Here is a 23,279-nt window from a genome sequence, read left to right on the forward strand (position 1 = left end):
GGACCACCGTGGATCTCACCATCGGAATCATCGGCTTCGGCGCGCGCGCCACACTGCGCGAGGAGGTGCACCGCCCCGGCCAGGGGTCGCGCATCACCGCGGTCTGCGACCCGTCGGAGCGCGCCCGCGACGACGCTCGACGCCTCCTTCCGGATGCTCTCATCACCGACTCGCTCGACGAGCTGCTCACCTCGGGTGTCGATGCTGTGATGGTGCTGACGCCGGATGACACGCATGCGGCGCTCAGCATCCGGGCCCTCGAAGCGGGCGTCGCGGTGTTCTGCGAGAAGCCGCTCGCGATCGACCTCGCCGACGCCGACGCGATGCTCGAGACCGCTCGCCGAACGGGCAGCCGCCTCTACATCGGCCACAACATGCGGCACATGCCGGTGATCACGCTGATGCGCGGACTCATCCAGGACGGCCGGATCGGTGACGTCAAGGCCGTGTGGGTGCGCCACTTCGTCGGGCACGGAGGCGACTACTACTTCAAGGACTGGCACGCCGACCGCCGCCGGACCACAGGTCTTCTTCTGCAGAAGGGGGCGCACGACATCGACATCATCCACTGGCTGGCGGGTGCCTACACCGAGCAGGTCGCCGCGATGGGCGAGCTCAGCGTCTACGGCGACATCACCGACCGGCGGGATCGCACGGGCGAGCGCATGCCCGACTGGTTCAGCGTCGACAACTGGCCGCCCACGTCGCTCACCGGGCTCAACCCGGTGATCGACGTCGAGGACATCTCGATGGTCAACATGCGGCTGTCCGGTGGCATCCTCGCCTCGTACCAGCAGTGCCACTTCACACCCGACTACTGGCGCAACTACACGGTGATCGGCACCGAGGGGCGCATCGAGAACGTCGGCGACACCGCCGGCAGCGAGGTCAGGTTGTGGAACCGCCGTCACCGCGGTGCGGCCGACGCCGACGAGACGTTCCTCGTCCCCGAGTCGGAGGGTGCAGGGCACGACGGGGCGGACGCGCTGCTCGTCGCCGAGTTCCTGCGCTTCGTGCGCGACGGAGGAGCCACCGAGACCTCGCCGGTGGCCGCGCGCGAAGCGGTGGCGGCCGGAATCCTCGCCACCGAGTCGCTGCGCGGCGACGGCTCGGCGATCACGGTCCCTCAACTGGACGAAGACCTCGTCGCCTACTTCGAGCGCGGCCAGGTCGAGTAGGCGGCGCGAGCGGCAGCTGTCGCACCAGCGGCGCCCTGAGCGAACCCCCAGGTTCGGAATGCAGAATGTACAAAAGTACATGTACGCCCGTACAGGGGTGATCGCTGGGGGTCCGGAATGAGCGATGGCACGCGCCGCCGCCGCGACCCTGAAGCGCGCCGTCGCGAGATCGTCACCGCGGCCGCCGAGCTGATCGTCGAGATCGGCGTCGACGCTCTCACCCACCGCAAGGTCGCCGCGCGCGCCGGGGTTCCACTCGGCTCGACGACCCAGTACTTCGCCACCCTCGACGACCTGCGCGAGGCGGCGATCGGGGCGTTGGCCGTCGAGATCGAGGCGCGCATCGACGCGACCCGGCGAGCCGTGATCATCGAGGGAGTGACGCCCGAGGGGATCGCCCGCCTGGTGCGCCGAGGGCTCGACGACGCGCGTGCGGTGCAGGCCGACCGTGCCGTCGTCACCGCGGCCGTGCACGACCCGCGCGTCCGACAGTTCGCCCGGCTCTGGTCCGACGAGATCGTCGGCTTCATCGCCCCCGTTCACGGAGTGGACAGGGCCAGGGCCGCAGCCGTCTTCATCGACGGCGTACTCTGGCACTCTCAGATCCACGACGAGCCGCTCGACGAAGAGCTCATCCGCGACGCCCTCGCCGGGATCCTCACTCCTCAGGCGTCCACCTCAGCATCCACCGCCGCAGCATCCGCCTGATCAGCAGAGAGAGAACCCGCCTTGTCGAACCTCGCCGTCCTGAGCCTCAAGAACCGCGCACTGATCGCGTTGATCACGATCGTCGCCGCCGTGTTCGGCGGGCTCGCTCTGACGAACCTCAAGCAGGAGCTCATCCCGTCGCTCGAGCTGCCCAACCTGATGGTCATGACGACCTACCCCGGTGCCTCGCCCGAGGTCGTCGAGAACGACGTCTCGACGCCCATCGAGTCGGCGATCCAGGGTGTTCCGGGCCTCGAAGGCACCACTGCCACCAGCACGACGAACGCCTCGATCGTGCAGGCGACGTTCGCCTACGGAACGAACCTCGCGACGGCGGAGCAGAAGATCCAGCAGGCGATCAACCGCATCTCGGGTCAGCTTCCCGAAGACGTGAGCCCGCAGGTGCTGACGGTGTCGATCGACGACTTCCCGGTGATCCAGGTCGCCGTGACCGGCTTCGAGGATGCCGAGAACGCGCAGGCGGAGCTCCAGAACGTCGCGATCCCCGAGCTCGAGGACGTCGACGGCGTCAACGCCGCGGAGATCATCGGCGGCGTCGGCCAGCGCATCACGATCACGCCCGACGTCGCGAAGCTCGCGGCGGTCGGTCAGAGCACGCAGGCCATCACCACGGCGCTGCAGCAGAACGGCACGCTGTTCCCCGGCGGTGACATCACCGAGAACGGTCAGACGCTCACCGTGCAGACCGGTGCGAAGATCACGTCTGTCGATGAACTGGCGGCGCTGCCGCTCGTCGGCACGAGCGAGACGATCGGCGATGTCGCCACCGTCGTGCAGGAGACCGACCCCGTCTCGTCGATCTCGCGCGTCGACGGCAAGGACGCCCTGTCGATCTCGATCACCAAGCTGCCGGCGGCGAACACCGTCGAGGTGTCGCAGGGGGTCATCGCCGCGCTCGACACGCTCGAAGAGGCGTTCCCCGACGCGAAGTTCACGATCATCTTCGACCAGGCGCCCTTCATCCAGCAGTCCATCGAGACCCTCGCCACAGAGGGCCTGCTCGGACTCGTCTTCGCCGTGATCGTCATCCTCGTGTTCCTGATGTCGATCCGCTCGACGCTGGTCACGGCGATCTCCATCCCGACCAGCGTGCTGATCACCTTCATCGGTCTGCAGGCGTTCGGGTACTCGCTGAACATCCTCACCCTCGGCGCGCTCACGATCGCGATCGGCCGCGTGGTCGACGACTCGATCGTCGTGATCGAGAACATCAAGAGGCACTACGTCGGCGACGCCGACAAGGGAGACGCGATCCGGCTGGCCGTGCGCGAGGTGGCGATGGCCGTCACCTCGTCGACCATCACCACGGTCGCCGTGTTCCTGCCGATCGTGTTCGTCGGCGACATGGTCGGCGAGCTGTTCCGACCGTTCGCCATGACGGTGTCGATCGCGATGGTCGCCTCACTGTTGGTGTCGCTGACCATCGTGCCGGTGCTCGCCTACTGGTTCCTCCGCCCGGGAAAGCCGCTGCTCGACGAGAACGGCGTGCAGATCGACCCGGAAGACCCCGATGCGCCGCCGACGCGGCTCCAGAAGGCATACCGCCCGATCCTCGGGTGGACGCTGAAGCACTCCGGGCTGACCGTGATCCTCGCGGTCGTCGTGCTCGGCGCGACGCTCGCCGCCGCACCGCTGATGAAGATCAACTTCCTCAGCGACTCGGGCCAGAACACCATGACCGTCACGCAGGACCTCGGTCCGACCGCGAGCCTCGAGACCAAGTCGGAGGCGGCGATCGCCGTCGAGGACGCGCTGCTCGACATCGACGGCATCACCCACGTGCAGGCCTCGATCGGCTCGAGCGGATCCGCTCTGCGCGACGCGTTCTCCGGCGGAGCCGGCGTGACCTACTCGGTGCTCACCGACGCGGATGCCGACCAGGAGAAGCTCCGCGCCGATGTGCAGGATGCCATCGAGGGACTCACCGACGTCGGAGAGGTGTCGGTCGCCGCGTCTGCCGGACTCGGCTCGAGCGACATCGAGATCACGGTCTCGGCATCCGACTCCGAAGACCTGCAGACCGCGACGACCGCCGTCATCGACGAGCTCGACGGTCGAGACGGCATCGGACAGGTCACCGACAACCTCGCCGCAGCGCTGCCCTACCTCGCCGTGGTCGTCGACCGCGACGCCGCGGCGCAGCGCGGACTGTCCGAAGTGGCCGTCGGATCGATCGTCTCGAACACGATGCGCCCGGAGCAGGTCGGAACCGTCGAGATCGACGACACCGCGCTGACGGTCTACCTCGCGGCGTCCGAGCCGCCGACCACCGCGCAGGCCCTGCGCGAGCTGGCCGTCCCGAGCGCGACCGGTGTGGTGCAGCTGCAGGACATCGCCACCGTCGAGGAGCGCAACGGAGCGACCTCGATCACCACCGAGCAGGGACGCCGCACCGCCACGATCACGGTGCCCCCGGCATCCGACAACCTCGCCGTGGCGACCCAGTCGGTCACCGAGGCGCTCGCCGCGGTCGACCTGCCTGACGGTGCATCGGCCGAGGTCGGCGGCGTCGCCTCGCAGCAGGCCGACTCGTTCTCGCAGCTCGGACTCGCGATGCTCGCCGCGATCCTGATCGTCTACGTCGTCATGGTCGCGACCTTCAAATCGCTGCGGCAGCCGCTGCTGCTGCTCGTGTCGGTGCCGTTCGCGGCGACGGGCGCCATCCTGCTGCAGATCGTGACGGGCGTGCCGCTCGGCGTCGCGTCGCTGATCGGTGTGCTGATGCTCATCGGCATCGTGGTGACGAACGCGATCGTGCTCATCGACCTCGTGAACCAGTACCGGGAGAAGGGGCTGTCGACCATCGATGCCGTGAAGGCCGGTGGCGAGAAGCGTCTGCGACCCATTCTCATGACAGCGCTCGCGACGATCCTCGCGCTGACCCCGATGGCGCTCGGCATCACGGGTCATGGCGGCTTCATCTCGCAGCCGCTCGCGATCGTGGTGATCGGCGGACTCCTCTCGTCGACCGTGCTCACGCTGATCGTGCTGCCGACGCTCTACAACCTCGTGGAGGGTGCGAAAGAGCGACGCCGGGCCCGTAAGGCGGGTTCGGGTGACGACGGGTCTGCGCCGACGAAGGATGCCGAGCCGTCGGACGGGCCCGTGCCTGCCGATGGCCTGGCGCTCGCGGGTGCCTCCAGCGGAGGTGCCGCTCCGTCCTCGGAGTGGCCGCACGCGAACCAGCTGACGCGGCGCGAGCTTCGCGAGCGCGGCGAGTAGCCGCATCCGCCGTCCACGATTCAGCACGACTGAGCTCGATGCCCGCCCGGAAGCGTTTCCGGGCGGGCATCGGCGCGTTTCTTGCTGAGTTGTGAACCGGGGCGGTCGAGGTCAGTCGAGTTCAGTCGAGCGTGATGCCCCATTCGAGGGTCCAGGTCTCACCGGGATTCAGGCGGCGCAGGCCGACTCCGCTGTTCAGTGCATCGGCCGGCGCGGTCATGGGCTCGATCGCGACGGCGAGGGACTGCCCCGGATACTTGTCGGTCGTGTAGACCTGCACGACGTCGAATGCCGCACCCTGCCAGAGGGTGAGTCGACGCCCGTCGGGTGCGGTGAGTGAGTGACGAACGAGTCCGTCGGCGTCGCGCTCGAGGTCGGTGAACCCGGTGTCGAGAGTGATGTCGCCGAGGCGCACGCCGTCGCGAAGCGCCCCCTCGGCCGGGCGCGTGCCCACGGGCAGCATGCGCTCGTCGGTGTCGATGGCAGTCTGCGCCGGAACCCGCAGCACGAGGTCATGGGGATCCACGTCGCCGATCGTGAGGAACGGGTGCGTGCCGAGCGCGACCGGTGCTTCGGTGGCAGAGCGGTTGGTCAGCGCGTGCGTCACGTCGATCCCGTCGGCGCGCAGCACGTAGGTGACACTCGTCTCGATCAGATACGGGTAGCCCGTCTGCGGGAAGATCGTCGCGCTCAGCGTCGTCGCCGACGCGGAATCCGCGATGTCGTAGGCCGCGAAACGCAGCAGGCCGTGACTCGCGTTGCCGAACTTCGGCTCGGTGATCGCCAGCTGCCGCTCGGTGCCCTCGTCGTTCCAGAGTCCGTCCCTGACCCGGTTCGGCCAGGGCGCGAGCACCACGCCGGAGCAGGAGGGGGTGGGCGAGTCGAGCGGATACGGAGCGATCAGATCGACAGCGCCGATGCGGAGGGAGCGGAGCGAGGCGCCGACCTGCGCGATCTGAGCGCTGACGTCGCCGAGCTGGAGGTGCACCTGTGTGCCGGTGGGGGATGCGGAGTTCACTCCGCAATCGTATGGCGACCCGCATCCGCCATGGGGCAGGGGAGTCTTTCAGGTGCGACCGCTACACTTGATGCGTCGGCTTCGGACACCCGCGCAGTGCGCGGACGTTTTTGTGTAAGAAGTGTGAGTCCAGGGGCCGATGGTGAGCGTCGCTCGACGCTAATCAACCATCACATGAATGGCCCCGGCCGCTGACAGTCCGGAAACCCCGCGTGGTCGCATCCCACCGCGCGCAGGGTACCGCGCGTGTGCGCGGCGCCGTTCTCGTGGCGAGAACTCAGAAGGACACCCTCATGCCCAAGAACAAGAAGCCCCGCGGCGGACGCCCCTCGGCCAACTTCGAGCCGCGTTACGGCGCGAACAAGACGTCGTTCCACGACCGCCACAACGGTGGCCGTGACGGCGCGCGCGACACCCGCGATTCGCGTGATGCACGCGGTGGACGTGCGGATGCCGGTGAGCGGCGCACTCCCGCGGCCGGATACGACCGTCGTCCCGGCAGCCGCAGCGTCGGCCACCGCGGCTACCGCCCGGCCGAAGAGGGCGCCGCACCCAAGCAGCGCTGGTCGTCGCAGGAGCGTGCGGGTCGCGACGAGTCGCGCGGCATCCGCAACCGTGCCGAGTCGGGTCGCCGTGAGGCACCGCACAGCCGTGACGACCGTCCGCGCTACAACGACCGCTCCTCCGCGGGCTTCGACCGTCCGCGCCGCGATGACCGCGGCGGACAGCGTCCGACCGGTCCCGGCACGTACCGTGATGAGCGCGGCGGCCATCGTGACGAGCGTCCGCGCCGTGACGACCGCGGTGCCGGCACGCAGCGCCAGGGCTTCCGCGATGGCGATCACCGCGACGGCGGACGTCCGGGTCGCGACGACCGCCGTGACCAGCGTTCCGGTGGCTTCCGCGACGATCGCGGTGGACAGCGCTTCAACCGTGACGACCGCCCTGCCCGCTCGGGCGACCGCACCGAGCGTCCGCGCTTCGACCGCGCAGCATCCGAGCGTCCCCGCTTCGACCGTGACGACCGTCCTCGTCGCGACGACCGTGGCGCAGGCCCGCGTCGTGATGACCGTGGCGGTGCCGAGCGTTCTGAGCGCTCCTACGACGCCGACCGTGCACGTCGTGCCTTCGACCGTGACCGCACTCAGCGTTCGATCGAGGGTGGCCGCGACGAGCGTTCGCGTCCCTCGACCGGTGGCGCGTACCGCACCGATCGTCCCCGCCCGCTGACGTCGGACACCCGCGGACGGCCGTCGCGCAACGAGCGCCCCAGCCGCAACGACTGGAACGCCACATCGAGTGCGGCCCCCGCCAAGAAGTTCGAGCCGACCGACGACGTCGTGCACGAGCGCCTCGAGGCGAAGTCCGCGGCGGCCGTCGAGGTCGACGGTGTGACCTTCGGCGACCTCGGTCTCGGATCCAACATCGTCGAGACCCTCGCCGGCATGGGCGCGGCGACGCCGTTCCCGATCCAGGCGGCCAGCATCCCGGCAGTGCTCAAGGGTCGCGATGTCCTCGCCCGCGGTCGCACCGGCTCGGGAAAGACCATCGCGTTCGGTGCTCCGCTCGTCGAGCGTGTGCTGCAGTCGCAGGCGGGCAAGCGCCGCGAATTCGGCCGCAAGCCCCGCGCGATCATCCTCGCTCCGACGCGCGAGCTCGCGCTGCAGATCGACGGCACGATCCAGCCGATCGCCCGCAGCGTCGGCCTCTTCACCACGCAGATCTACGGTGGTGTGCCCCAGGGCCGCCAGGTGGGCGCGCTGAAGAAGGGCGTCGACATCGTCATCGGCACACCCGGTCGCATCGAGGACCTGATCAACCAGGGCAAGCTCGACCTCTCGGACTGCCGGATCGCCGTTCTCGACGAGGCCGACCACATGTGCGAGCTCGGATTCGTCGAGCCCGTGCAGCGCATCCTGCGTCACACGGCCGACGGCAGCCAGAAGCTCCTCTTCTCGGCCACGCTCGACCGTGAGGTCGCGGCCCTCGTCGACGAGTTCCTCGTCGACCCGGCCGTCTACGAGGTCGCAGGTGAAGATCAGGAATCGAGCACCATCGAGCACCGCGTGCTCGTCATCGAGCACCGCGACAAGGCCGACATCCTCACGTCGCTGGTCGACCGCGCGGGCAAGACCCTCGTCTTCGCCCGCACCCGTGCGTATGCCGACATGCTCGCCGAGCAGTTCGACGACGCCGGCATCCCCGCGGTCTCGCTGCACGGTGACCTCAACCAGGCCAAGCGCACGCGCAACCTCGAGCGTCTGACGTCGGGCCGCGTGAACGTGCTCGTCGCCACCGACGTCGCCGCCCGCGGCATCCACGTCGACGACATCGATCTGGTCGTCCAGGCTGACGCACCCGACGAGTACAAGACGTACCTGCACCGTTCGGGCCGCACCGGTCGCGCCGGTCGCTCGGGCCGCGTCGTCACGCTGATCACGCGTCAGCGTCAGCGTCGCATGACCGAGCTGCTGCAGCGCGCCGAGATCGACGCTCCGTTCGAGAACGCTCGTCTGAACGACGACCTGATCGAGGAGATCGCCGGTCGCATGCCGACCGCGTCAGACCTCACGGCCTGATCCGCCGCCGACGAAGGCCCTGTCCCCGCATCCGCGGGGGGCGGGGCCTTCGTCATGTTCGTCCGGTTCGCCGGGGCTGTGTGCGTCGCCACATCGGCGGCACGGGGCATGGGCCCCACCCTCTTCGGCGCGTGTGATCTGCTTCGGAAGGGGTGGTCTCCTTCGGCGCGTGTGATCTGCTTCGGAAGGGGTGGTCTCCTTCGGCGCGCGTGATCTGCTTCGGCGCGCGTGATCTGCTTGGCGCGCGTGATCTGCTTCGGCGCGTGGGGGCGACGTCTTCGGGAGGAGATCTGCGCCTCGGGAGGACTCATCGGTCGGAATCCTCCGCCCGAAGCGCAGTCCTCCGCCCGAAACGCAGTCCTCCGCCCTGCGCTCAGCCGAGCTCGTGCTCGTGGATCGCTGTCGTCAACGTCGTGCCGTTGAGGTCGAGGTAGAGCACCTGCTCGGTGACGGTGAGCGTCATGGTGTTGCGGCGCTCGATGAGCGGTGCGGCGGAGTCGATGAACCCCGCATCGAAGCTGAAGACCCGGATGTCCTCCGAGCGGTGGATGCGCTTGTCTGCCCAGGGGGCCATGACCTTCGCGGGATCGCGATGCGTGTAGACGACGGTGCGCTCTGCCAGTCGGCTGCCGTAGTGCAGACGCTCGGCATCGGGCGCTCCGATCTCGATCCAGGCCGTGATCTGGCCGGTGAGGTCGCGGACGAGGACGGCCGGCTCGTCGGTCTGCGAGATCCCGCCGCCGAATGCGATGCCTTCTGCGAACTCGAGTCCGTAAGCGAGCACGCGGGTGAGCATGTACGCATCGGTCTCCGACGGATGCCGTGCCGCACGCAGCGAGAAGTCGTCGTACACACCGCGATCCATGTCGGCCAGTTGGACTTCGAACGTGTGCATGGTGGAGCCGATAGCCATAACGTCCGAGCTTACGCGCCCGGGGCGTTGGCCGCCGACGCGTCCTGTTCCCTCAGAACAGCATCGGCTGCGCAGGGGCAGGCGACGGGGTGAACGCCGGCGCCGGGCGCCCGTGCGGCGCGGACCCCCGGATACCGCGCACCGGGTAGTCGTCTTCGTGCTGGCCGTCGAGGCCGTGCAGCCTGATGAGCGGCCGCGCCCGCTTGGCGAGCCATTGGCGATAGCCCTTGGGTGCCTCGGCCGAGACGCCCGGATACAGCCCCCGGTACGACGAGACCAGGTCGGGACGGAACTCGCCGAGCCACTGCATGAACCAGGGCTTCACACCGGCGCGCAGGTGGAGAGCGCCATAGATGACGCGATTCGCTCCCGCCTCCTTGATGCGTCGCAGCGCTGTGTCGATCGCCTCGACGGAGTCCGTCATGTGGGGCATGATCGGCATCAGGAACACGGTCACCCTGAAGCCCGCATCCCGGAGCGCTCGCACCGTGTCGAGCCGAGCCTGCGTCGTCGGGGTGCCCGGTTCGATCGCCTTCTGCAGCTCGTCGTCGTACATCGCGATCGACATCTGGATGTCGACGGGCACCCGCTGGGCCGCGTTCACCAGCAATGGGATGTCTCGCCGGATCAGCGTTCCCTTGGTGAGTATCGACATCGGGGTGCCCGACGCGGCGAGGGCGTCGATGATCCCCGGCATCAGCTTGTACCGGCCCTCGGCGCGCTGATACGGGTCGGTGTTCGTCCCCAGAGCGACGGTCTCGTGCTCCCAGCTGCCTTTGCGCAGCTCTCTCTCCAGCACTTCGACGACGTTCACCTTCACGACGATCTGAGAGTCGAAGTCCGAGCCGCCATCGAGATCGAGGTACTCGTGGGTGCCCCGAGCGAAGCAGTACACACATGCATGACTGCATCCGCGATACGGGTTGATGGTCCAGGCGAACGGCATGCGCGATGCGCCGGGAACATGGTTGAGCGCGGACTTCGACAGCACCTCATGGAACGTCATGCCCGCGAAGTCGGGAGTGGTCACCGTGCGGAGCACCCCTGTGCGCGCCTCGAGGCCGGGCAGGGCGGCGTCATCGACGTCGCCGAGTTTCTGCCCTTGCCACCGCATGCCGATAATTCGAACATACTTACGATGGAACGTCAACCCGGGGTGGGATTTCTGTTCGATCGGACTTAAGGGACAATGGAAGCATGTTCTTCCCGCCGCAGCCTCAGCATGCGGCACAGCGCTCTCCGATCCGCGGACCCGCCTTGCCCATCGGTCTTGCGGTGACGGCGATCGGCGTCCTGCTGTCGGTCGCGGGCGCGCCCATCGCCGCATCCGCGCCCGCGGAGATGGCGATGCCGGAGCCGCTGGTGGTGCAGGAGGTGCCGGCGGTCGAGGTCGGTGCGACCACCGCGGCCGATCCGTGTTCGGAGCCGAGTGTGCTCGAGGCGATAGCGGTCGCCGACGATTCGGCGATCATCGCCGGCTTCGGCGGCGGCGAGAGCTTCCGGGCCGCCGTCGTCGCAGGCAACGCGCCCTGCATCGCGCTCGACGACCCCGCTCATGTCTGGGTGGTCGTGAATAAGGCGCGTCCCCTCGCTCCGCTCTCTTTCGCGCCTTCGTCCCTCGCCGACCTTCCGCTGCAGATGACGACTCGCTCGGGGCAGGCCCGCACAGACGTCGCCGCGGCAGTCGGAGAGATGGCCGATGCCGCCGCCGCCGAGGGAGCGGGCCGCATCGGCGCGAACAACGGCTACCGGTCATACGACCTGCAGGTCGCGACCCACGCATCGCATGTGCGCAACAGCGGCCAGGCGGGGGCGGATGCCTCGTCGGCGCGTGCCGGGCACAGCGAGCATCAGACCGGGCTCGCACTCGATCTCGTGGCCTGCGACTCGTCGTGCGGAGCCATCGAGTCGTTCGGGGCGACCGTGCAGGGCGAGTGGATCGCGGCGAACGCCTGGGAATACGGCTTCATCGTCCGATACGAGCAGATCGGTTCGGGGATCACCGGGTACAAGCCGGAGCCGTGGCATCTGCGCTACCTCGGACGCGAGCTCGCGGCCGCCTACCATCAGGGCGGATATCACACGCTGGAGGAGTTCTTCGGGCTCCCCGCCGCTCCCGATTACACCCACTGACCGCGTCTCGCGCATGTCCGGATCGGCCCGATTGCGGCATCCGACAATCGCGGTACCCAGTCCCACGGATTGTGGGATGCATTCTCACAACGGGCTGTCGTGGTGTCGGTGACCCGGCATAGAATCGCCGGAGCAAAGACGCACGAACGTTCAGGAGGACGCAATGGAACGCGACATCTACGAAGAGGATCACGAGGCATTCCGCGACCTCGTCAAGGACTTCGTCAAGCGCCACGTGAGCCACGAGGCGATCGAGCGGTGGGATGCCGCGGGTGAGATCGACCGGGCGACCATGCTGGCGGCGGGCGAGGCGGGCCTGATCGGACTGTCCGTGCCCGAGGAGTTCGGCGGAGCCGGGATGCTGCAGGACTACCGATTCCGCACGGTCGTGATGGAGGAGGTCATCGCCTCCGGCGCGGGTTCGCTGGCCGGCGCCTTCGGCATCCAGGACGATCTGGCTGTTCCGTACCTCGTGCACATGGGCACGCAGGAGCAGAAGGAGAAGTGGCTGCCCCGCATGGCCACCGGCGAGGTTCTGGGCGCGCTCGCCATGACCGACCCCGGCGCCGGCTCCGACCTGCGCGGCATCAAGACCAACGCCAAGAAGGTCGACGGCGGCTACATCCTCAACGGCGCCAAGACGTTCATCTCCTCCGGCTCGACGGCCGACGTCGTCGTGACCTTCGTCAAGACCGGCGAGGGCAACCGTCCCGACGCGTTCAGCCTGCTGCTCGTCGAGAAGGGCATGGAGGGCTTCGACCAGGGCAAGAAGCTCAGCAAGATGGGCTTCCACGGCTGGGACACGGCTGAGCTCAGCTTCACCGACGTGTTCATCCCCGACGAGAACCTCATCAGCGGCAAGGAGGGGCAGGGCTTCATCCAGCTGATGCTCAACCTGCCGCTCGAGCGCCTCTCGATCGGCGTCGCCGCGGCCGCGGCCGCTCAGGCCGCCCTCGACTGGACCGTCGCCTACACGAAGGACCGCGAGGCGTTCGGCGAGCGCATCGCCGACTTCCAGAACACCCGTTTCCGGCTCGCCGACATGGCGGCGACCACCGACGCGATGTGGGCGTACATCGATCGCGCACTGCTCGCCTACAAGAACAGCACGCTCAGCGCCGAGGACGCCGCGAAGGTCAAGTTCTGGGCGACCGAGCGCGAGTGGGAGGTGCTCGACATGGGCGTGCAGCTGCACGGAGGCTACGGCTACATCATGGAGTACCCGATCGCCCGGGCCTTCACCGATGCCCGCGTGCACCGCATCTACGGCGGCACGAACGAGATCATGCGCGACCTCGTCGGTCGTCAGATCGTCGGCAAGCGCTGACGCATCGAAGATTCGAAGGGCCCCGGATGTCGGCATCCGGGGCCCTTTCTCGTGGTGCCGGGTCCACCCCGAGTCGGCTCGTGGGCGAGTGGATCGGCTTCGCTCCGCACATATTCCGCGGGCAGGAGCGACGCACCGGAACCGGATGCCGGAGCGCGGCTCGCCGCGAGTCGGCATCCGAAGCTGTGTCCGGACGACAGGCACCTGACGGGTCCTGCCCCGGTCAGCGCGGCAGCCGTGCTCCCACGCCGGCCTTCCGCAGCCGGTCGGCGATCAGGATGCCGAGGGCAGTCGCCCCGAGGCAGCTGGCGAGGGTCACGGCGAAGAACGTGACCTGCAGGGGCAGCTCGAAGCTGCCGAGGTTGAACGACGTCCAGGCGAGCACCGGGTAGACGATGCCGACGATCGCGGCGCCGAGGTAGTGCAACCAGGTTCCCCAGTAGCGCCAGAGCACGAAGAGGAACGGCAGCTCGGTGAACGCCGCCCACCACAGGTTGGTGGCGACGCTGCTGAAGCCGTATCCCGAGAACGGGACGATGACGAGTCCGGCCAGCAGGCCCACCAGCAGACCGACGAGAGGGCGGCGCAGCAGACGCAGGGCGATGACCGAGGGGAGCAGCCAGAGTCCGGCGAGCCCGACGCTGACGAAGGGGAGACCGGGGAAGAGGATCGTCGAGATCCAGTTCGCCGGCGCGAGCAGCGCTCCACCGGCGACACCGAGCGCGGCACATGTCAGGAGGATCGCCGTCGGGAACCGGAAGCGCGAGCGTCCGCCACCGGTGGGTGGTCGATTCTGCATCCCAGAAGGCGATTTCGGATGCGTTTCTGACCGCTCACCACCGTGGGAGGCCGAATCCGCGTAGGGGTTCGAGCCCGCGGCATCCGCTCCGGGCATGCCATCCGCTCCGGTCATGCCATCCGCGCCGCTCATGCGAGGGGCTCCGCTGCCGCTTCGCGGGCTGCCTTCGACGTCGGCGACGCAGCGCCGATCTTCCAGTACCCGCAGAAGCTGACGTCGTTCTTGTCTACGCCGCGCTCGCCCACGAGGTGCTTGCGCGCACCGGATGCGAGCGACTGCTCGCCCGCCGCGTAGGCGTGGAACGGCGCGTCGGGGAGCGTCAGCTCGCGCAGTCGAGCCAGAGCGAAAGACCCGGGGTCGAACTCGTGCGGGCGCACGAGCCAGACCAGGTCGACACCGGCCGGATGCGGGAAGTCGAGCGCGTCCTCCTCGGACGGCACCTCGATGATCGCCGTGCCCGTGGCGTGCGCGGGCAGCGACGCGCAGATCGAGGCGATCGCCGGCAGCGCCGTCTCGTCGCCGATCAGCACGACGCGGTCCGTTCCGCGCTGCGGGTTGAACGTCAGTCCCTCGTCGATGATCAGCACGTGCTCGCCGGGCGCACAGGTCTCCGCCCATCGCGAGGCGGGGCCGGCCGTGCCGTCGGCCGCAGACCCGTGCAGCACGAAGTCGACGTCGATCTCGGCGCCCGACTCCGTCGTCGCCGGTCGGTGTGCGCGCACGCTGTAGTTGCGCATGACGGGGCGTTCGCCGTCGGGGATGCGCAGGAACTTGAGATACCCGAACATCTTGTTCGCCTTCGCGGGCACCCGGTCGAGGCCCGCGTCGCCGCCGATCGGCAGGAACAGGCGGAACCACTGGTCGAATCCCATCGGATGGAACTTCTCGATCTCGCCTCCCCCGAGGGTGACTCTCATCCAGTGCTCGGAGAGGCGCTGGGTGCGCAGCACGCTGAGGTGGATGAGCTCGGACGATTCGGGCTTGACCAGTTTGCTGTATGCCATGCGGGCGCCTTTCAGGGCAGCTGCCAGGGGAAGAAGAGCACGAAGATCGCGGCGGATGCGGTGATCGACGCGATGATGAAGACGGTGTCGCGGGTGCGGAACGGCACGAGATGACGCTCGGTGCGTGTCGGGTGGGCGCCGAAGGCGCGGGAGTCCATGGCGAGAGCGACGCGCTCGGCGTGGCGGATCGCTCCGGCGAGCAGCGGCACGATGTAGCCCCAGCCTCGGGCGATGCGTGCGAACGGACCGCTGCCGCCGTGATGACCGCGCACCCGATGCGCGGCACGGATCACCGCGAGCTCGTGGCCGAAGCGCGGCACGAAGCGGAAGGCGGCGAGGGCCGTGTAGCCGATCCGGTAGGGCACGCGCAGCTGCTGCACGCTGGCGCGCACGAGGTCGGGGCCGGTGGTGGTCAGGCCGCCGACGAGGGCCAGGGCGACGATCGCACCGAGTCGGAGGGCGGTGGCGAAACCGATCTCAAGAGCGCCTCGGTACAGCGTCCACTCGCCGATCTGCAGCGCGGCACGGGTGTCGTCGACGAGCGACGCATCGACCCACAGCGAGAACCCGACGCCGATCGCGAGCATGCCGATCGGCAGCGCGACGAACAGCAGCGCGGCCGTGTGCCAGGTCACGCGGGAACCCGCGACGATCAGTGCGAGAGACAGCACCAGGAAGACGGCGGGTGTGGCGAGGTCGCGCACGAAGATCAGCAGCACCATGGCCGGGGCGACTCCGGCGACCTTCGCCAGCGGGTTGAGCGCATAGAGGAACTGGCGCGGAGAGGATGCCGAGACGGCGGCGTACGGGTCGAAGACGTGCGCGCTCATGCGATCGCCTGCCCCGCTTCGGCCAGCACGCGCTGCAGCGCCGGGAGCCGGAGCCCCGCCTCGACGAACGGCGCCTCATCGCGGAAGAGCTCGTCGGTGCGATCGGCGGCGTGCACTCGACCGTCCTTGAGGATGACGGTGTGCGACGTGTGCTCGGCGACGAGCTGGAGGTCGTGGGTCACGATGACGATCGTCGTTCCCTCAGCGCGCAGATCGCGCAGCAGCGCGAGGAGCTCGGAGGCCCGCGCGCGATCCTGACCGAAGGTCGGCTCGTCGAGCGCCAGCACCTGCGGACGGGTGATGAGAGCGGTGCCGACCGAGAGGCGTCGCTTCTCTCCGCCCGACAGCAGGAACGGGTGCACGTCGGCTTTGGCTTCGAGTCCGAAGCGGGCGAGCATGGCATCGACGCGCTCGCGCGTCTCGGCATCCGGGGTGTGCCGCAGCCGAAGCCCGTGTGCCAGCTCGTCGAACACCGTGTGGGCGATGAACTGGTGCTCGGGATTCTGGAACACGAATCCGATGCGGCTCGCGAGCTCACGCGGCGACGCCGAGCCGGGGTCGATGCCGTCGACCGTCACCTGGCGCTTCGGCGGCGGCACGACTCCGGCCAGCGCCTGCAGCAGGGTGGTCTTGCCTGCGCCGTTGGTGCCGATGATCGCGGTGAGGGTTCCCGGCTCGATGTCGAGATCGATGCCGTGCAGGATCTCGGTGCGGTGGCGGCGCACGGTGAGACCGCGGGCGCTGATGATCGGTGCGGTGTCGCCGGTCTCGGTCGTCCAGCCGCGACCTGCGTCCGTCTGCAGGACCGTGGCACGAACGTCGGGCGAAACAGCGTCGTCTGGTCCTGCATCCGTGCCTCGGTCCTGCAGACGGTTCGGGCGGGAGGCGGCGGACGAGGCCGCGCCCGGGCTCTGCAGGTGGTTCACCCGCGTCACCCGCGTCATGGTCAGCGCCGCGGCGAGCTCGGAGGGGGTGAGGGGGAGTTCGTCGAAGTGTGCCCCCGCATCCTGCATCCGCAGTGCAGCCAGAGTCGCACCCGGCAACCAGACCCCCATGGCCATGAGCTCGGGGGCGTGCGTGCGGATGGTCTCGGCCGCCGGGCCGTCGAACGCCACGCGTCCGGCACGGTCGAGCACGATCGTGCGGGTGACGAAGCCCATCGCCGCGTCGAGGTTGTGCTCGACGAGCAGGATGGCCCGATCGCCGGCGGCGACCACATCGGTCAGTGCGGCATAGACATCGTCGATGCCCTGCGGGTCGAGGTTCGCGGTCGGCTCGTCGAGCACGATCAGGGGCGACCCCATGGCCAGTGCGCACGCGATCGCGAGGCGCTGACGCCCGCCGCCCGACAGCCGGTCGGGGTTCTCGTCCCGTCGCTCCCACAGGCCGACGCGACCGAGAGCGTCCGCTGTCCTGGCGTGCACCTCGTCGAGGGGGAGCAGCAGATTCTCGGGTCCGAACGCGACCTCGTCATAGACGGTGCCGGTGACGATCTGCGCATCCGGGTCTTGGAAGACCATCGCGACGTGGGTGCTCAACGACGCGGTGTCGGCTTCGACCGTGCTGACGCCGCCGGCGTCGACCGCGCCCGTCATGGTCGCCGGCACGGCATGCGGGACGAGCCCGTTGAGTGCGAGCGTGAGCGTCGACTTGCCCGAACCGGAGGGGCCGAGGAGCAGCACGACCTCACCGGTGCCGATGTCGAACGTGACGTCGTGGGGCGAGGGGCGCACCGCACCGGCGTGGGTGATCGAGAGGTCACGCACGCTGAGAAGGGGCGCGGATGAGCGCACGGCATAACCCCGGTTTCGGCGGATCGGTACCGTTCTAACTTAGCTGAGCCTTACCTGAATCGCCACGCGCCGGATCAGCCGCGATCGACGCTCAGCGCCGGGCCACGCCTGCCCGGCTCAGGGCGCCGCCGATCGCCAACCCCACGGCCGTCCAGGCGATGGGGCCGAGCACCGAGATCACGAGATAGGCGATCTGCGCCCATGGCGGCAGCACGGCCAGGTGAGCGGCGAAGAACACCACGACCGCCACGATGACCCCGATGACCCCGGCCGAGATGAAGAAGCGCCACGCCCCCCACGAGCGGTACCGCGTGAGTGCGGCGATGCCCTCCTGGATCGCGCCGAACAGCAGCGCGGTGCCGATGAAGCGCAGCGTCCAGGCCGGGTTGAAGGCGCTCGAGATGAGCGCGGCGATGACGTGCGTGACGAGTGCGACCAGGGGGCGGCGCAGCACCTCCTGGGCGATGATGCCCGGAAGGACGTGCGAGCCGAGGACGAGGCCGTAGAGGAATGCCGGGCCCGCGAGAACAGGGAGCGTGATCCAGCCGGCGATCCCTCCGAGGAGGCCCGTGGCGACGCCGATCGCGGCGCAGACCAGCAGCACGCGGGTCGTCAGGACGGGGGAGGATGCCACTCGTCCAGCCTACTGTCGACCATCGGCGACACGGCTGGCCGTTCGTCCAGGAATAATCACCGACTCTGGTGTGTGGACGGAAGCCCGGCGTAGCTTGAACGGCGGTGCGGCAACGCAGTCGCACCGTGATCATCGGGAGAAGCGCATGGGTCGAACACCCCTCCGGATGGCAGCGGCCACAACCCTGGCAACGCTGTTCATCGCATCGACGGCAACCGCAGGCTACGCAAGCACGGAGGAGGTGAACCACCCCACTCCGGTCGAAGGCACGCCCGGTCACTACATCGTCGTGCTGAAGTCCGATCCACTCGCGAGCTACACCGGCGACGTCAACGGCCTCAAGGCGACGAAGCCGGCCGAGGGCGAGCAGCTCGAGAGGCAGTCGCAGGATTCGCAGCGCTATGTCGAGCATCTCGAGTCCGAGCAGCAGACGATAGCGCAAGAGGTCGGGGTCACCCCGGAGAACACCTACCAGGTGGTGCTCAACGGCTTCAGCGCCGAGCTGTCGGGAGAGCAGGTCGACAAGCTCCGTGCGTCGAAGGACGTCTACGGCGTCTACCCCGACTTCATCCGTCACCCCGACGCGCAGACCTCGACGGACTTCCTCGGTCTCGGCGACGACAAGAAGGGCCGCGGCGGCGTCTGGCAGCAGACCGGCGGTGTCGACAAGGCCGGCGAGGGCGTGGTCGTGGGTGTCATCGACACCGGCATCGCCCCCGAGCACCCGTCGTTCGAGGGCAAGAACCTCAAGAAGCAGCCCAAGAAGGACAAGCGCCACAAGGGGAATCAGCCGTACACCGACGGCACCTACGTCTACTTCGACAAGTCCGACGGCGGTCAGTTCCAGGGAACGATGGTCGAGGCCCAGGAATGGGACAAGGGCGACTACTCGTCGAAGCTCATCGGCGCCCAGTACTTCTACACCGGCGCCGAGGCGGCAGGATTCGACTTCCAGTACGACTACCTCTCGCCGCGTGACGGCGACGGTCACGGTTCGCACACCGCGAGCACGGCGGCCGGCAACTTCGGTGTGAAGGCCTCGATCGAGGACGTCGACTTCGGCAGGATCTCGGGGGTCGCACCCGGTGCCAAGGTCGCGGCCTACAAGGCCTGCTACGTCGGACCCGACGAGGCGGTCACGACCGACGACATCTGTGCGGGCAGCGACCTGATCGCCGCGATCGACCAGGCCGTCGCCGACGGGGTCGACGTGATCAACTACTCGATCGGCGGTGGAGCGGCGTCGACCGTGCTCGCGCCGGAGGACATCGCGTTCTTCAACGCCGCCGCCGCGGGCGTCTTCGTGGCGACCAGTGCGGGCAACGACGGCCCCGACCCGGTCACGGCCGATCACGCGTCTCCGTGGTACACCACGGTCGCAGCCTCGACGATCCCCACGTGGGAGGGCACCGTGCAGTTCGACGGCTTCTCCCAGGCCGGTGCGTCGGTGAGCGTGCCCTTCGGCACGACGGTCACCGGCCCGTCGATCTACGCGGGCGATGCGCCGGCTGCAGGTCAGGCCGCCGCCGATGCCGCGCTGTGCCTCCCCGGCACGCTCGACGTCGCGAAGGTCACCGGTCACATCGTGGTCTGCGACCGAGGCGGCAACGCTCGCGCCGAGAAGTCGCAGGTCGTGAAGGATGCCGGTGGCATGGGTGTCGTGCTCGTCAACGTGCCCGGTGCCGCCGACTCGCTCGACAACGACTTCCATGCCGTGCCGACCGTGCACCTCGCCTCGGTGCATCGCGCAGCGGTGCTCGCCTACGTGCAGGGCGGCGTCGACCGTCCGATCACGCTCGTGGGTGAGAACACGACCGGAGTGGTGACGCCCGTGCCGCAGATCGCCGGATTCTCGAGCCGCGGCCCGATGCTGGCAGACGGCAGCGACATCATGAAGCCCGACATCGCCGCCCCGGGCGTCGCGATCCTCGCGGCCACGCAGAACGCTCCCGGAGAGGCGCCGACGTTCGGCATCCTGTCCGGCACGTCGATGGCCTCTCCGCACATCGCCGGTCTCGCGGCGCTCTATCTCGGCGAGCGGCCGAACGCCAAGCCCGCCGAGATCAAGTCCGCGATGATGACCACCGCATACGACACGGTGAACCCCGACGGCTCTGCCAACAAGGACCCGTTCCAGCAGGGCGCGGGTCAGGTCGACCCGAAGCGCTACTTCAACCCGGGTCTGCTCTATCTGAACGACGTGCCCGACTGGGTGGCGTTCCTCGAGGGCAAGGGCCTGGCCGACTTCCCCGGCGAGCCGATCGATGGCAGCGACCTGAACGTCGCGTCGTTCTCGATCGGATCGCTCGCCAGCGCGCAGACGGTCACTCGCACGGTCACCGCCACGGAGAAGGGCACGTTCACGGCATCCGTCGATCTGCCCGGCGTGAACGTGACGGTGGAGCCGTCGACGCTGAAGTTCGACAAGCCGGGCCAGACCGCGACCTATACGGTCACGTTCGACAACCAGAGCGCACCGGTCGAGCAGTGGGCGACCGGATCGCTCACCTGGACGAGCAAGAAGAACACGGTGCGGTCGCCGATCGCGGTGTTCCCCGTCACGGCGGATGCTCCGGCCGAGGTCGAGGGCACGGGAGTCGACGGTTCGACCACGGTCGACATCACTCCCGGCGTCGACGGCGCTCTCGCGCTCGGGGTGTCGGGTCTGACCCCGTTCACGCTGCTGGAGGACCCGGACGGCCGGGTCGTCGGCCACTCGGGTGACGAGGCATCGGGAGACGCGAACAAGGACGTGTCGTGGATCGTCGACGTGCCGGAGGGCACGACGCTCTCGCGCTTCGACCTCGACTCGTCGGATGACACGGGCAGCGACCTCGACCTCACGGTCTATCGGGTCGTGAGCCCCGACGACCTGCGCTACTACGAGCGCTGGCAGTCGGCCACGGGGTCGGCCGACGAGCGGGTGACGCTTCCTGCACCGACGGCCGGCACCTACCTGGTGGTCGCGAACGTCTACTCGACCTCGGCGCCGATGACGTGGGACATGACCTACGCCACCGTGCAGCCCGAGGGTGAGGGGGCGTTCACGGCGACCCCGAACCCGATCGAGGCCGTGCGCGGCCAGGCGACGAGCTACGAGCTCAGCTGGACCGGCCTCACCGCCGGCACCCGCTATCTCGGACTCGTGCAATACGGTGAGTCCGCCGTGCGCACGATCGTGACGGTCGACGCGCAGTAGCAGTCACAGGCGACGCCCCGTGCTCTTCGGAGCGCGGGGCGTCGTCATGCGCTGTGGAGTCAGATCTTCCGACCGCGGGGCATGAGCCGCACGTCGGGCAGGGGAGGTGCGGGGATGCGCACGTCGTGCCCCTCGACGACGCCGAAGCGAGCGGATGCCGCCTCCCACTCGGTACGCGCCTCGACGATCTCGTCGTGATCACGTCCGGCGAAGTTCCACCACATGACGATCTCGTCGGCGAACGGCTCGCCTCCGATGAGGAAGAGCAAGGCACCCTGCACGCTCGTCACCTCGACGGCACCGCGCGAGTCGCCCAGGTAGAGCATCTCGTTCCGGGTCATCCCGTGCGTCGCCACGTCTGCATCTCCCTCGACGAGCATGAGGGCGTGCTCCCATTCGGGGCGCAGCGGTAGCCGGACGCGGGTGCCGGCCGGCACCACGATCTCGGCGCCGACGATGGGTGTGTGCACGGTGGCCGGTGAGGTGACGCCGGCGAACTCACCGAGAACCACGGTGGCCGTGGCCGACGAGCCCTCGTCGGCCCGAAGCGAGACCTGAGGGAGATCGGTGTGGCGCTCGAAGCCGCCCGCTCCCTGGCGTGCGCCGTCGGGCAGGACCACCCAGAACTGCAGGGCGTCGAGGGGGATGGGCTCATCGCCGATCGAGTACTCGGAGTGCGAGATGCCGTTGCCGGCGGTCATCAGGTTGAGCTGCCCGCGTCGCAGGTCGGCGTCGCTGCCGAGCGAGTCGCGGTGACGGATCTCTCCGACCAGCGGCCAGGTGACCGTCTGCAATCCGATGTGGGGGTGCGGCTCGACCCGCATGCGGGTGTCGGCCGGTCCGAACCGGTCGAGGAAGCACCAGGCCCCGATCGTCGGCAGGTTGCGGTGCGGCAGAATACGCAGCACACTCATGCCGCGCACCCCGCCGAGAGGCACCTCGCGCGGTTCGAGGACGATGCGACGTTCGCCGATCCGTGCTTCGCCGTGGACGTCACCGGATGGGGTCGCGATATCGGTCATCCGATTCTCCTTCGCTCAGGGGCGTCTGCGCACCGGCACTCCGGTGGACTCCTAGGCTCGCCCCATGATGTCTCGACGTTCTCCCATTATCCTGCTCGCCCTCGGTGCCTCGGCGGTGGTGCTGTCGGGTTGCGCCTCAGGGGGCGATGCCGGGTTCTGCGGTCCACTCCATGACGAGCATGAGGCGGCGGCGGTCGCGTTCGTCGCGCTGGTCCCGGGGATGAACACGGAGGCGGACGTGCAGACGCGGCTCAGCCTCGTCGAGGAGCTCGAGCCGACCCCGGAGCTCGCCGATGACCTGACGGCCTGGACCGACTACCTCACGGTGGGTGCGGAATCGATCGATGACGACCCCACCGCGGTCATCGAGGCGTACGACGACAACGCCAAAGCATCAGGAGAAGCCCTGTTCGAGTACTACATGGGCACCTGTCTGCAGTAGTCGAGCCCTGGAGTCAGGCCATTCCCGCCAGGCCATTCCCGCCAGGTCATTCCCGCCAGGCCATTCGCCCAGGTCCGAATCCGGTCAGGCCTCGACCGGTGCGGTGCCGGGGCGCTTCGGCCAGCGGATCTCGGCGCCGGCGATCTCGTGCGTCGTCAGGTACTTCGCGATGTACGGGCACAGCGGCACGATCGCATCGCCGGAGGCGGCGGCATCCGTCAGCGCCCTCTCGGCGAGGATGCCGGCGAGACCCTGCCCCTGGAATGCGGGGTCGATCTCGGTGTGGATGAAGCGGATCGCGCCGGGGCGCAGATCGAACTCGGCGTAGCCGGCGAGCGTGCCGTCCGAGCGGATCTCGTAGCGGGATTCTGCGTCGTCGCGGGTGACGGTGATGTCGGTCATCGGGATCTCCTTCAGGCGTCTGCGTCCAACCTACGCCCGTGGAGTTGTGGAGGGG

General features: G+C 68.7%; 18 protein-coding genes. 8 read left to right on the forward strand and 10 right to left on the reverse strand.

What is annotated here, in order from left to right:
* Positions 1-8: 8 nt before the first annotated feature.
* The 3 genes from ASF87_RS08465 (at position 9) to ASF87_RS08475 (ending at position 5,129) form a co-directional block, all read left to right on the forward strand.
* Positions 9-1,178: a Gfo/Idh/MocA family protein gene (locus ASF87_RS08465; protein ID WP_042537964.1), complete on the forward strand. Its 1,170-nt coding sequence runs from the start codon at positions 9-11 to the stop codon at positions 1,176-1,178.
* Between the two features lie 117 nt (positions 1,179-1,295).
* Entirely contained in the window at positions 1,296-1,886 is a 591-nt protein-coding gene (locus tag ASF87_RS08470; protein ID WP_056375483.1) for a TetR/AcrR family transcriptional regulator, read from the forward strand.
* A gap of 21 nt (positions 1,887-1,907) precedes the next feature.
* Entirely contained in the window at positions 1,908-5,129 is a 3,222-nt protein-coding gene (locus ASF87_RS08475; protein ID WP_056375484.1) for an efflux RND transporter permease subunit, read from the forward strand.
* A 121-nt stretch (positions 5,130-5,250) separates the two neighbouring features.
* Here ASF87_RS08475 and ASF87_RS08480 read toward each other — a convergent pair whose 3' ends face one another.
* Positions 5,251-6,147 (reverse strand): aldose 1-epimerase family protein, encoded by an 897-nt coding sequence (locus ASF87_RS08480; RefSeq protein ID WP_056375485.1) that lies wholly within the window; start codon positions 6,145-6,147, stop codon positions 5,251-5,253.
* 293 nt (positions 6,148-6,440) lie between these two features.
* Between ASF87_RS08480 and ASF87_RS08485 the strand changes: the two genes are divergently transcribed.
* Positions 6,441-8,726 (forward strand): DEAD/DEAH box helicase, encoded by a 2,286-nt coding sequence (locus ASF87_RS08485; RefSeq protein WP_056376423.1) that lies wholly within the window; start codon positions 6,441-6,443, stop codon positions 8,724-8,726.
* Positions 8,727-9,099: 373 nt separating this feature from the next.
* On the opposite strand, the gene ASF87_RS08490 is transcribed toward ASF87_RS08485, so the two are convergent.
* Positions 9,100-9,639, reverse strand: coding sequence for a YaeQ family protein (locus tag ASF87_RS08490; RefSeq protein WP_056375486.1), 540 nt, complete (start codon positions 9,637-9,639; stop codon positions 9,100-9,102).
* Positions 9,640-9,691: 52 nt separating this feature from the next.
* Complete coding sequence (locus ASF87_RS08495) at positions 9,692-10,753, reverse strand: Rv2578c family radical SAM protein (protein ID WP_056375487.1); 1,062 nt, start codon at positions 10,751-10,753, stop codon at positions 9,692-9,694.
* 83 nt (positions 10,754-10,836) lie between these two features.
* Here ASF87_RS08495 and ASF87_RS08500 point away from each other — a divergent pair, with 83 nt between their 5' ends.
* Both ASF87_RS08500 and ASF87_RS08505 read left to right on the forward strand, forming a co-directional pair.
* The gene (locus ASF87_RS08500) at positions 10,837-11,772 is read left to right on the forward strand and encodes a M15 family metallopeptidase (protein WP_056375488.1); all 936 of its coding nucleotides are present in this window, start codon (positions 10,837-10,839) and stop codon (positions 11,770-11,772) included.
* 163 nt (positions 11,773-11,935) lie between these two features.
* Positions 11,936-13,099: an acyl-CoA dehydrogenase family protein gene (locus tag ASF87_RS08505; RefSeq protein WP_056375489.1), complete on the forward strand. Its 1,164-nt coding sequence runs from the start codon at positions 11,936-11,938 to the stop codon at positions 13,097-13,099.
* Between the two features lie 223 nt (positions 13,100-13,322).
* Here ASF87_RS08505 and ASF87_RS08510 read toward each other — a convergent pair whose 3' ends face one another.
* From ASF87_RS08510 to ASF87_RS08530, 5 genes are all read right to left on the reverse strand, one after another.
* Positions 13,323-13,898, reverse strand: coding sequence for an ECF transporter S component (locus ASF87_RS08510; protein WP_056375490.1), 576 nt, complete (start codon positions 13,896-13,898; stop codon positions 13,323-13,325).
* Positions 13,899-14,026: 128 nt separating this feature from the next.
* Positions 14,027-14,902, reverse strand: coding sequence for a siderophore-interacting protein (locus ASF87_RS08515; RefSeq protein ID WP_056375491.1), 876 nt, complete (start codon positions 14,900-14,902; stop codon positions 14,027-14,029).
* Positions 14,903-14,913: 11 nt separating this feature from the next.
* The gene (locus ASF87_RS08520; RefSeq protein WP_056375492.1) at positions 14,914-15,732 is read right to left on the reverse strand and encodes an energy-coupling factor transporter transmembrane component T; all 819 of its coding nucleotides are present in this window, start codon (positions 15,730-15,732) and stop codon (positions 14,914-14,916) included.
* On the reverse strand, positions 15,729-17,525 hold the full coding sequence (locus ASF87_RS08525) for an ABC transporter ATP-binding protein (protein ID WP_056375493.1): 1,797 nt from the start codon (positions 17,523-17,525) through the stop codon (positions 15,729-15,731). The genes ASF87_RS08520 and ASF87_RS08525 overlap by 4 nt, the downstream gene beginning before the upstream one ends.
* 91 nt (positions 17,526-17,616) lie before the next feature.
* Positions 17,617-18,159: an ECF transporter S component gene (locus tag ASF87_RS08530; protein ID WP_042537937.1), complete on the reverse strand. Its 543-nt coding sequence runs from the start codon at positions 18,157-18,159 to the stop codon at positions 17,617-17,619.
* Positions 18,160-18,325: 166 nt separating this feature from the next.
* Between ASF87_RS08530 and ASF87_RS08535 the strand changes: the two genes are divergently transcribed.
* Entirely contained in the window at positions 18,326-21,358 is a 3,033-nt protein-coding gene (locus tag ASF87_RS08535) for a S8 family peptidase (RefSeq protein ID WP_056375494.1), read from the forward strand.
* A gap of 59 nt (positions 21,359-21,417) precedes the next feature.
* Here ASF87_RS08535 and ASF87_RS08540 read toward each other — a convergent pair whose 3' ends face one another.
* Positions 21,418-22,380 (reverse strand): pirin family protein, encoded by a 963-nt coding sequence (locus ASF87_RS08540; RefSeq protein ID WP_056375495.1) that lies wholly within the window; start codon positions 22,378-22,380, stop codon positions 21,418-21,420.
* Positions 22,381-22,444: 64 nt separating this feature from the next.
* On the opposite strand from ASF87_RS08540, the gene ASF87_RS08545 reads away from it, so the two are divergent.
* On the forward strand, positions 22,445-22,822 hold the full coding sequence (locus ASF87_RS08545) for a hypothetical protein (protein ID WP_042537935.1): 378 nt from the start codon (positions 22,445-22,447) through the stop codon (positions 22,820-22,822).
* 84 nt (positions 22,823-22,906) lie between these two features.
* On the opposite strand, the gene ASF87_RS08550 is transcribed toward ASF87_RS08545, so the two are convergent.
* Positions 22,907-23,224: a GNAT family N-acetyltransferase gene (locus tag ASF87_RS08550; protein ID WP_056375496.1), complete on the reverse strand. Its 318-nt coding sequence runs from the start codon at positions 23,222-23,224 to the stop codon at positions 22,907-22,909.
* Between the last annotated feature and the right edge of the window lie 55 nt (positions 23,225-23,279).

The sequence above is a fragment of the Microbacterium sp. Leaf161 genome, from assembly GCF_001423645.1.
GTDB lineage: Bacteria > Actinomycetota > Actinomycetes > Actinomycetales > Microbacteriaceae > Microbacterium > Microbacterium forte.

Bases quoted from the DNA above. Each gene is read 5' to 3' on its own strand.
- ASF87_RS08470 (WP_056375483.1), top strand. From the start codon at position 1,296: ATGAGCGATGGCACGCGCCGCCGCCGCGACCCTGAAGCGCGCCGTCGC.
- ASF87_RS08485 (WP_056376423.1), top strand. From the start codon at position 6,441: ATGCCCAAGAACAAGAAGCCCCGCGGCGGACGCCCCTCGGCCAACTTC.
- ASF87_RS08490 (WP_056375486.1), bottom strand. From the start codon at position 9,639: ATGGCTATCGGCTCCACCATGCACACGTTCGAAGTCCAACTGGCCGAC.
- ASF87_RS08495 (WP_056375487.1), bottom strand. From the start codon at position 10,753: ATGCGGTGGCAAGGGCAGAAACTCGGCGACGTCGATGACGCCGCCCTG.
- ASF87_RS08500 (WP_056375488.1), top strand. From the start codon at position 10,837: ATGTTCTTCCCGCCGCAGCCTCAGCATGCGGCACAGCGCTCTCCGATC.
- ASF87_RS08505 (WP_056375489.1), top strand. From the start codon at position 11,936: ATGGAACGCGACATCTACGAAGAGGATCACGAGGCATTCCGCGACCTC.
- ASF87_RS08510 (WP_056375490.1), bottom strand. From the start codon at position 13,898: ATGCAGAATCGACCACCCACCGGTGGCGGACGCTCGCGCTTCCGGTTC.
- ASF87_RS08515 (WP_056375491.1), bottom strand. From the start codon at position 14,902: ATGGCATACAGCAAACTGGTCAAGCCCGAATCGTCCGAGCTCATCCAC.
- ASF87_RS08520 (WP_056375492.1), bottom strand. From the start codon at position 15,732: ATGAGCGCGCACGTCTTCGACCCGTACGCCGCCGTCTCGGCATCCTCT.
- ASF87_RS08535 (WP_056375494.1), top strand. From the start codon at position 18,326: ATGGCAGCGGCCACAACCCTGGCAACGCTGTTCATCGCATCGACGGCA.
- ASF87_RS08540 (WP_056375495.1), bottom strand. From the start codon at position 22,380: ATGACCGATATCGCGACCCCATCCGGTGACGTCCACGGCGAAGCACGG.
- ASF87_RS08545 (WP_042537935.1), top strand. From the start codon at position 22,445: ATGATGTCTCGACGTTCTCCCATTATCCTGCTCGCCCTCGGTGCCTCG.
- ASF87_RS08550 (WP_056375496.1), bottom strand. From the start codon at position 23,224: ATGACCGACATCACCGTCACCCGCGACGACGCAGAATCCCGCTACGAG.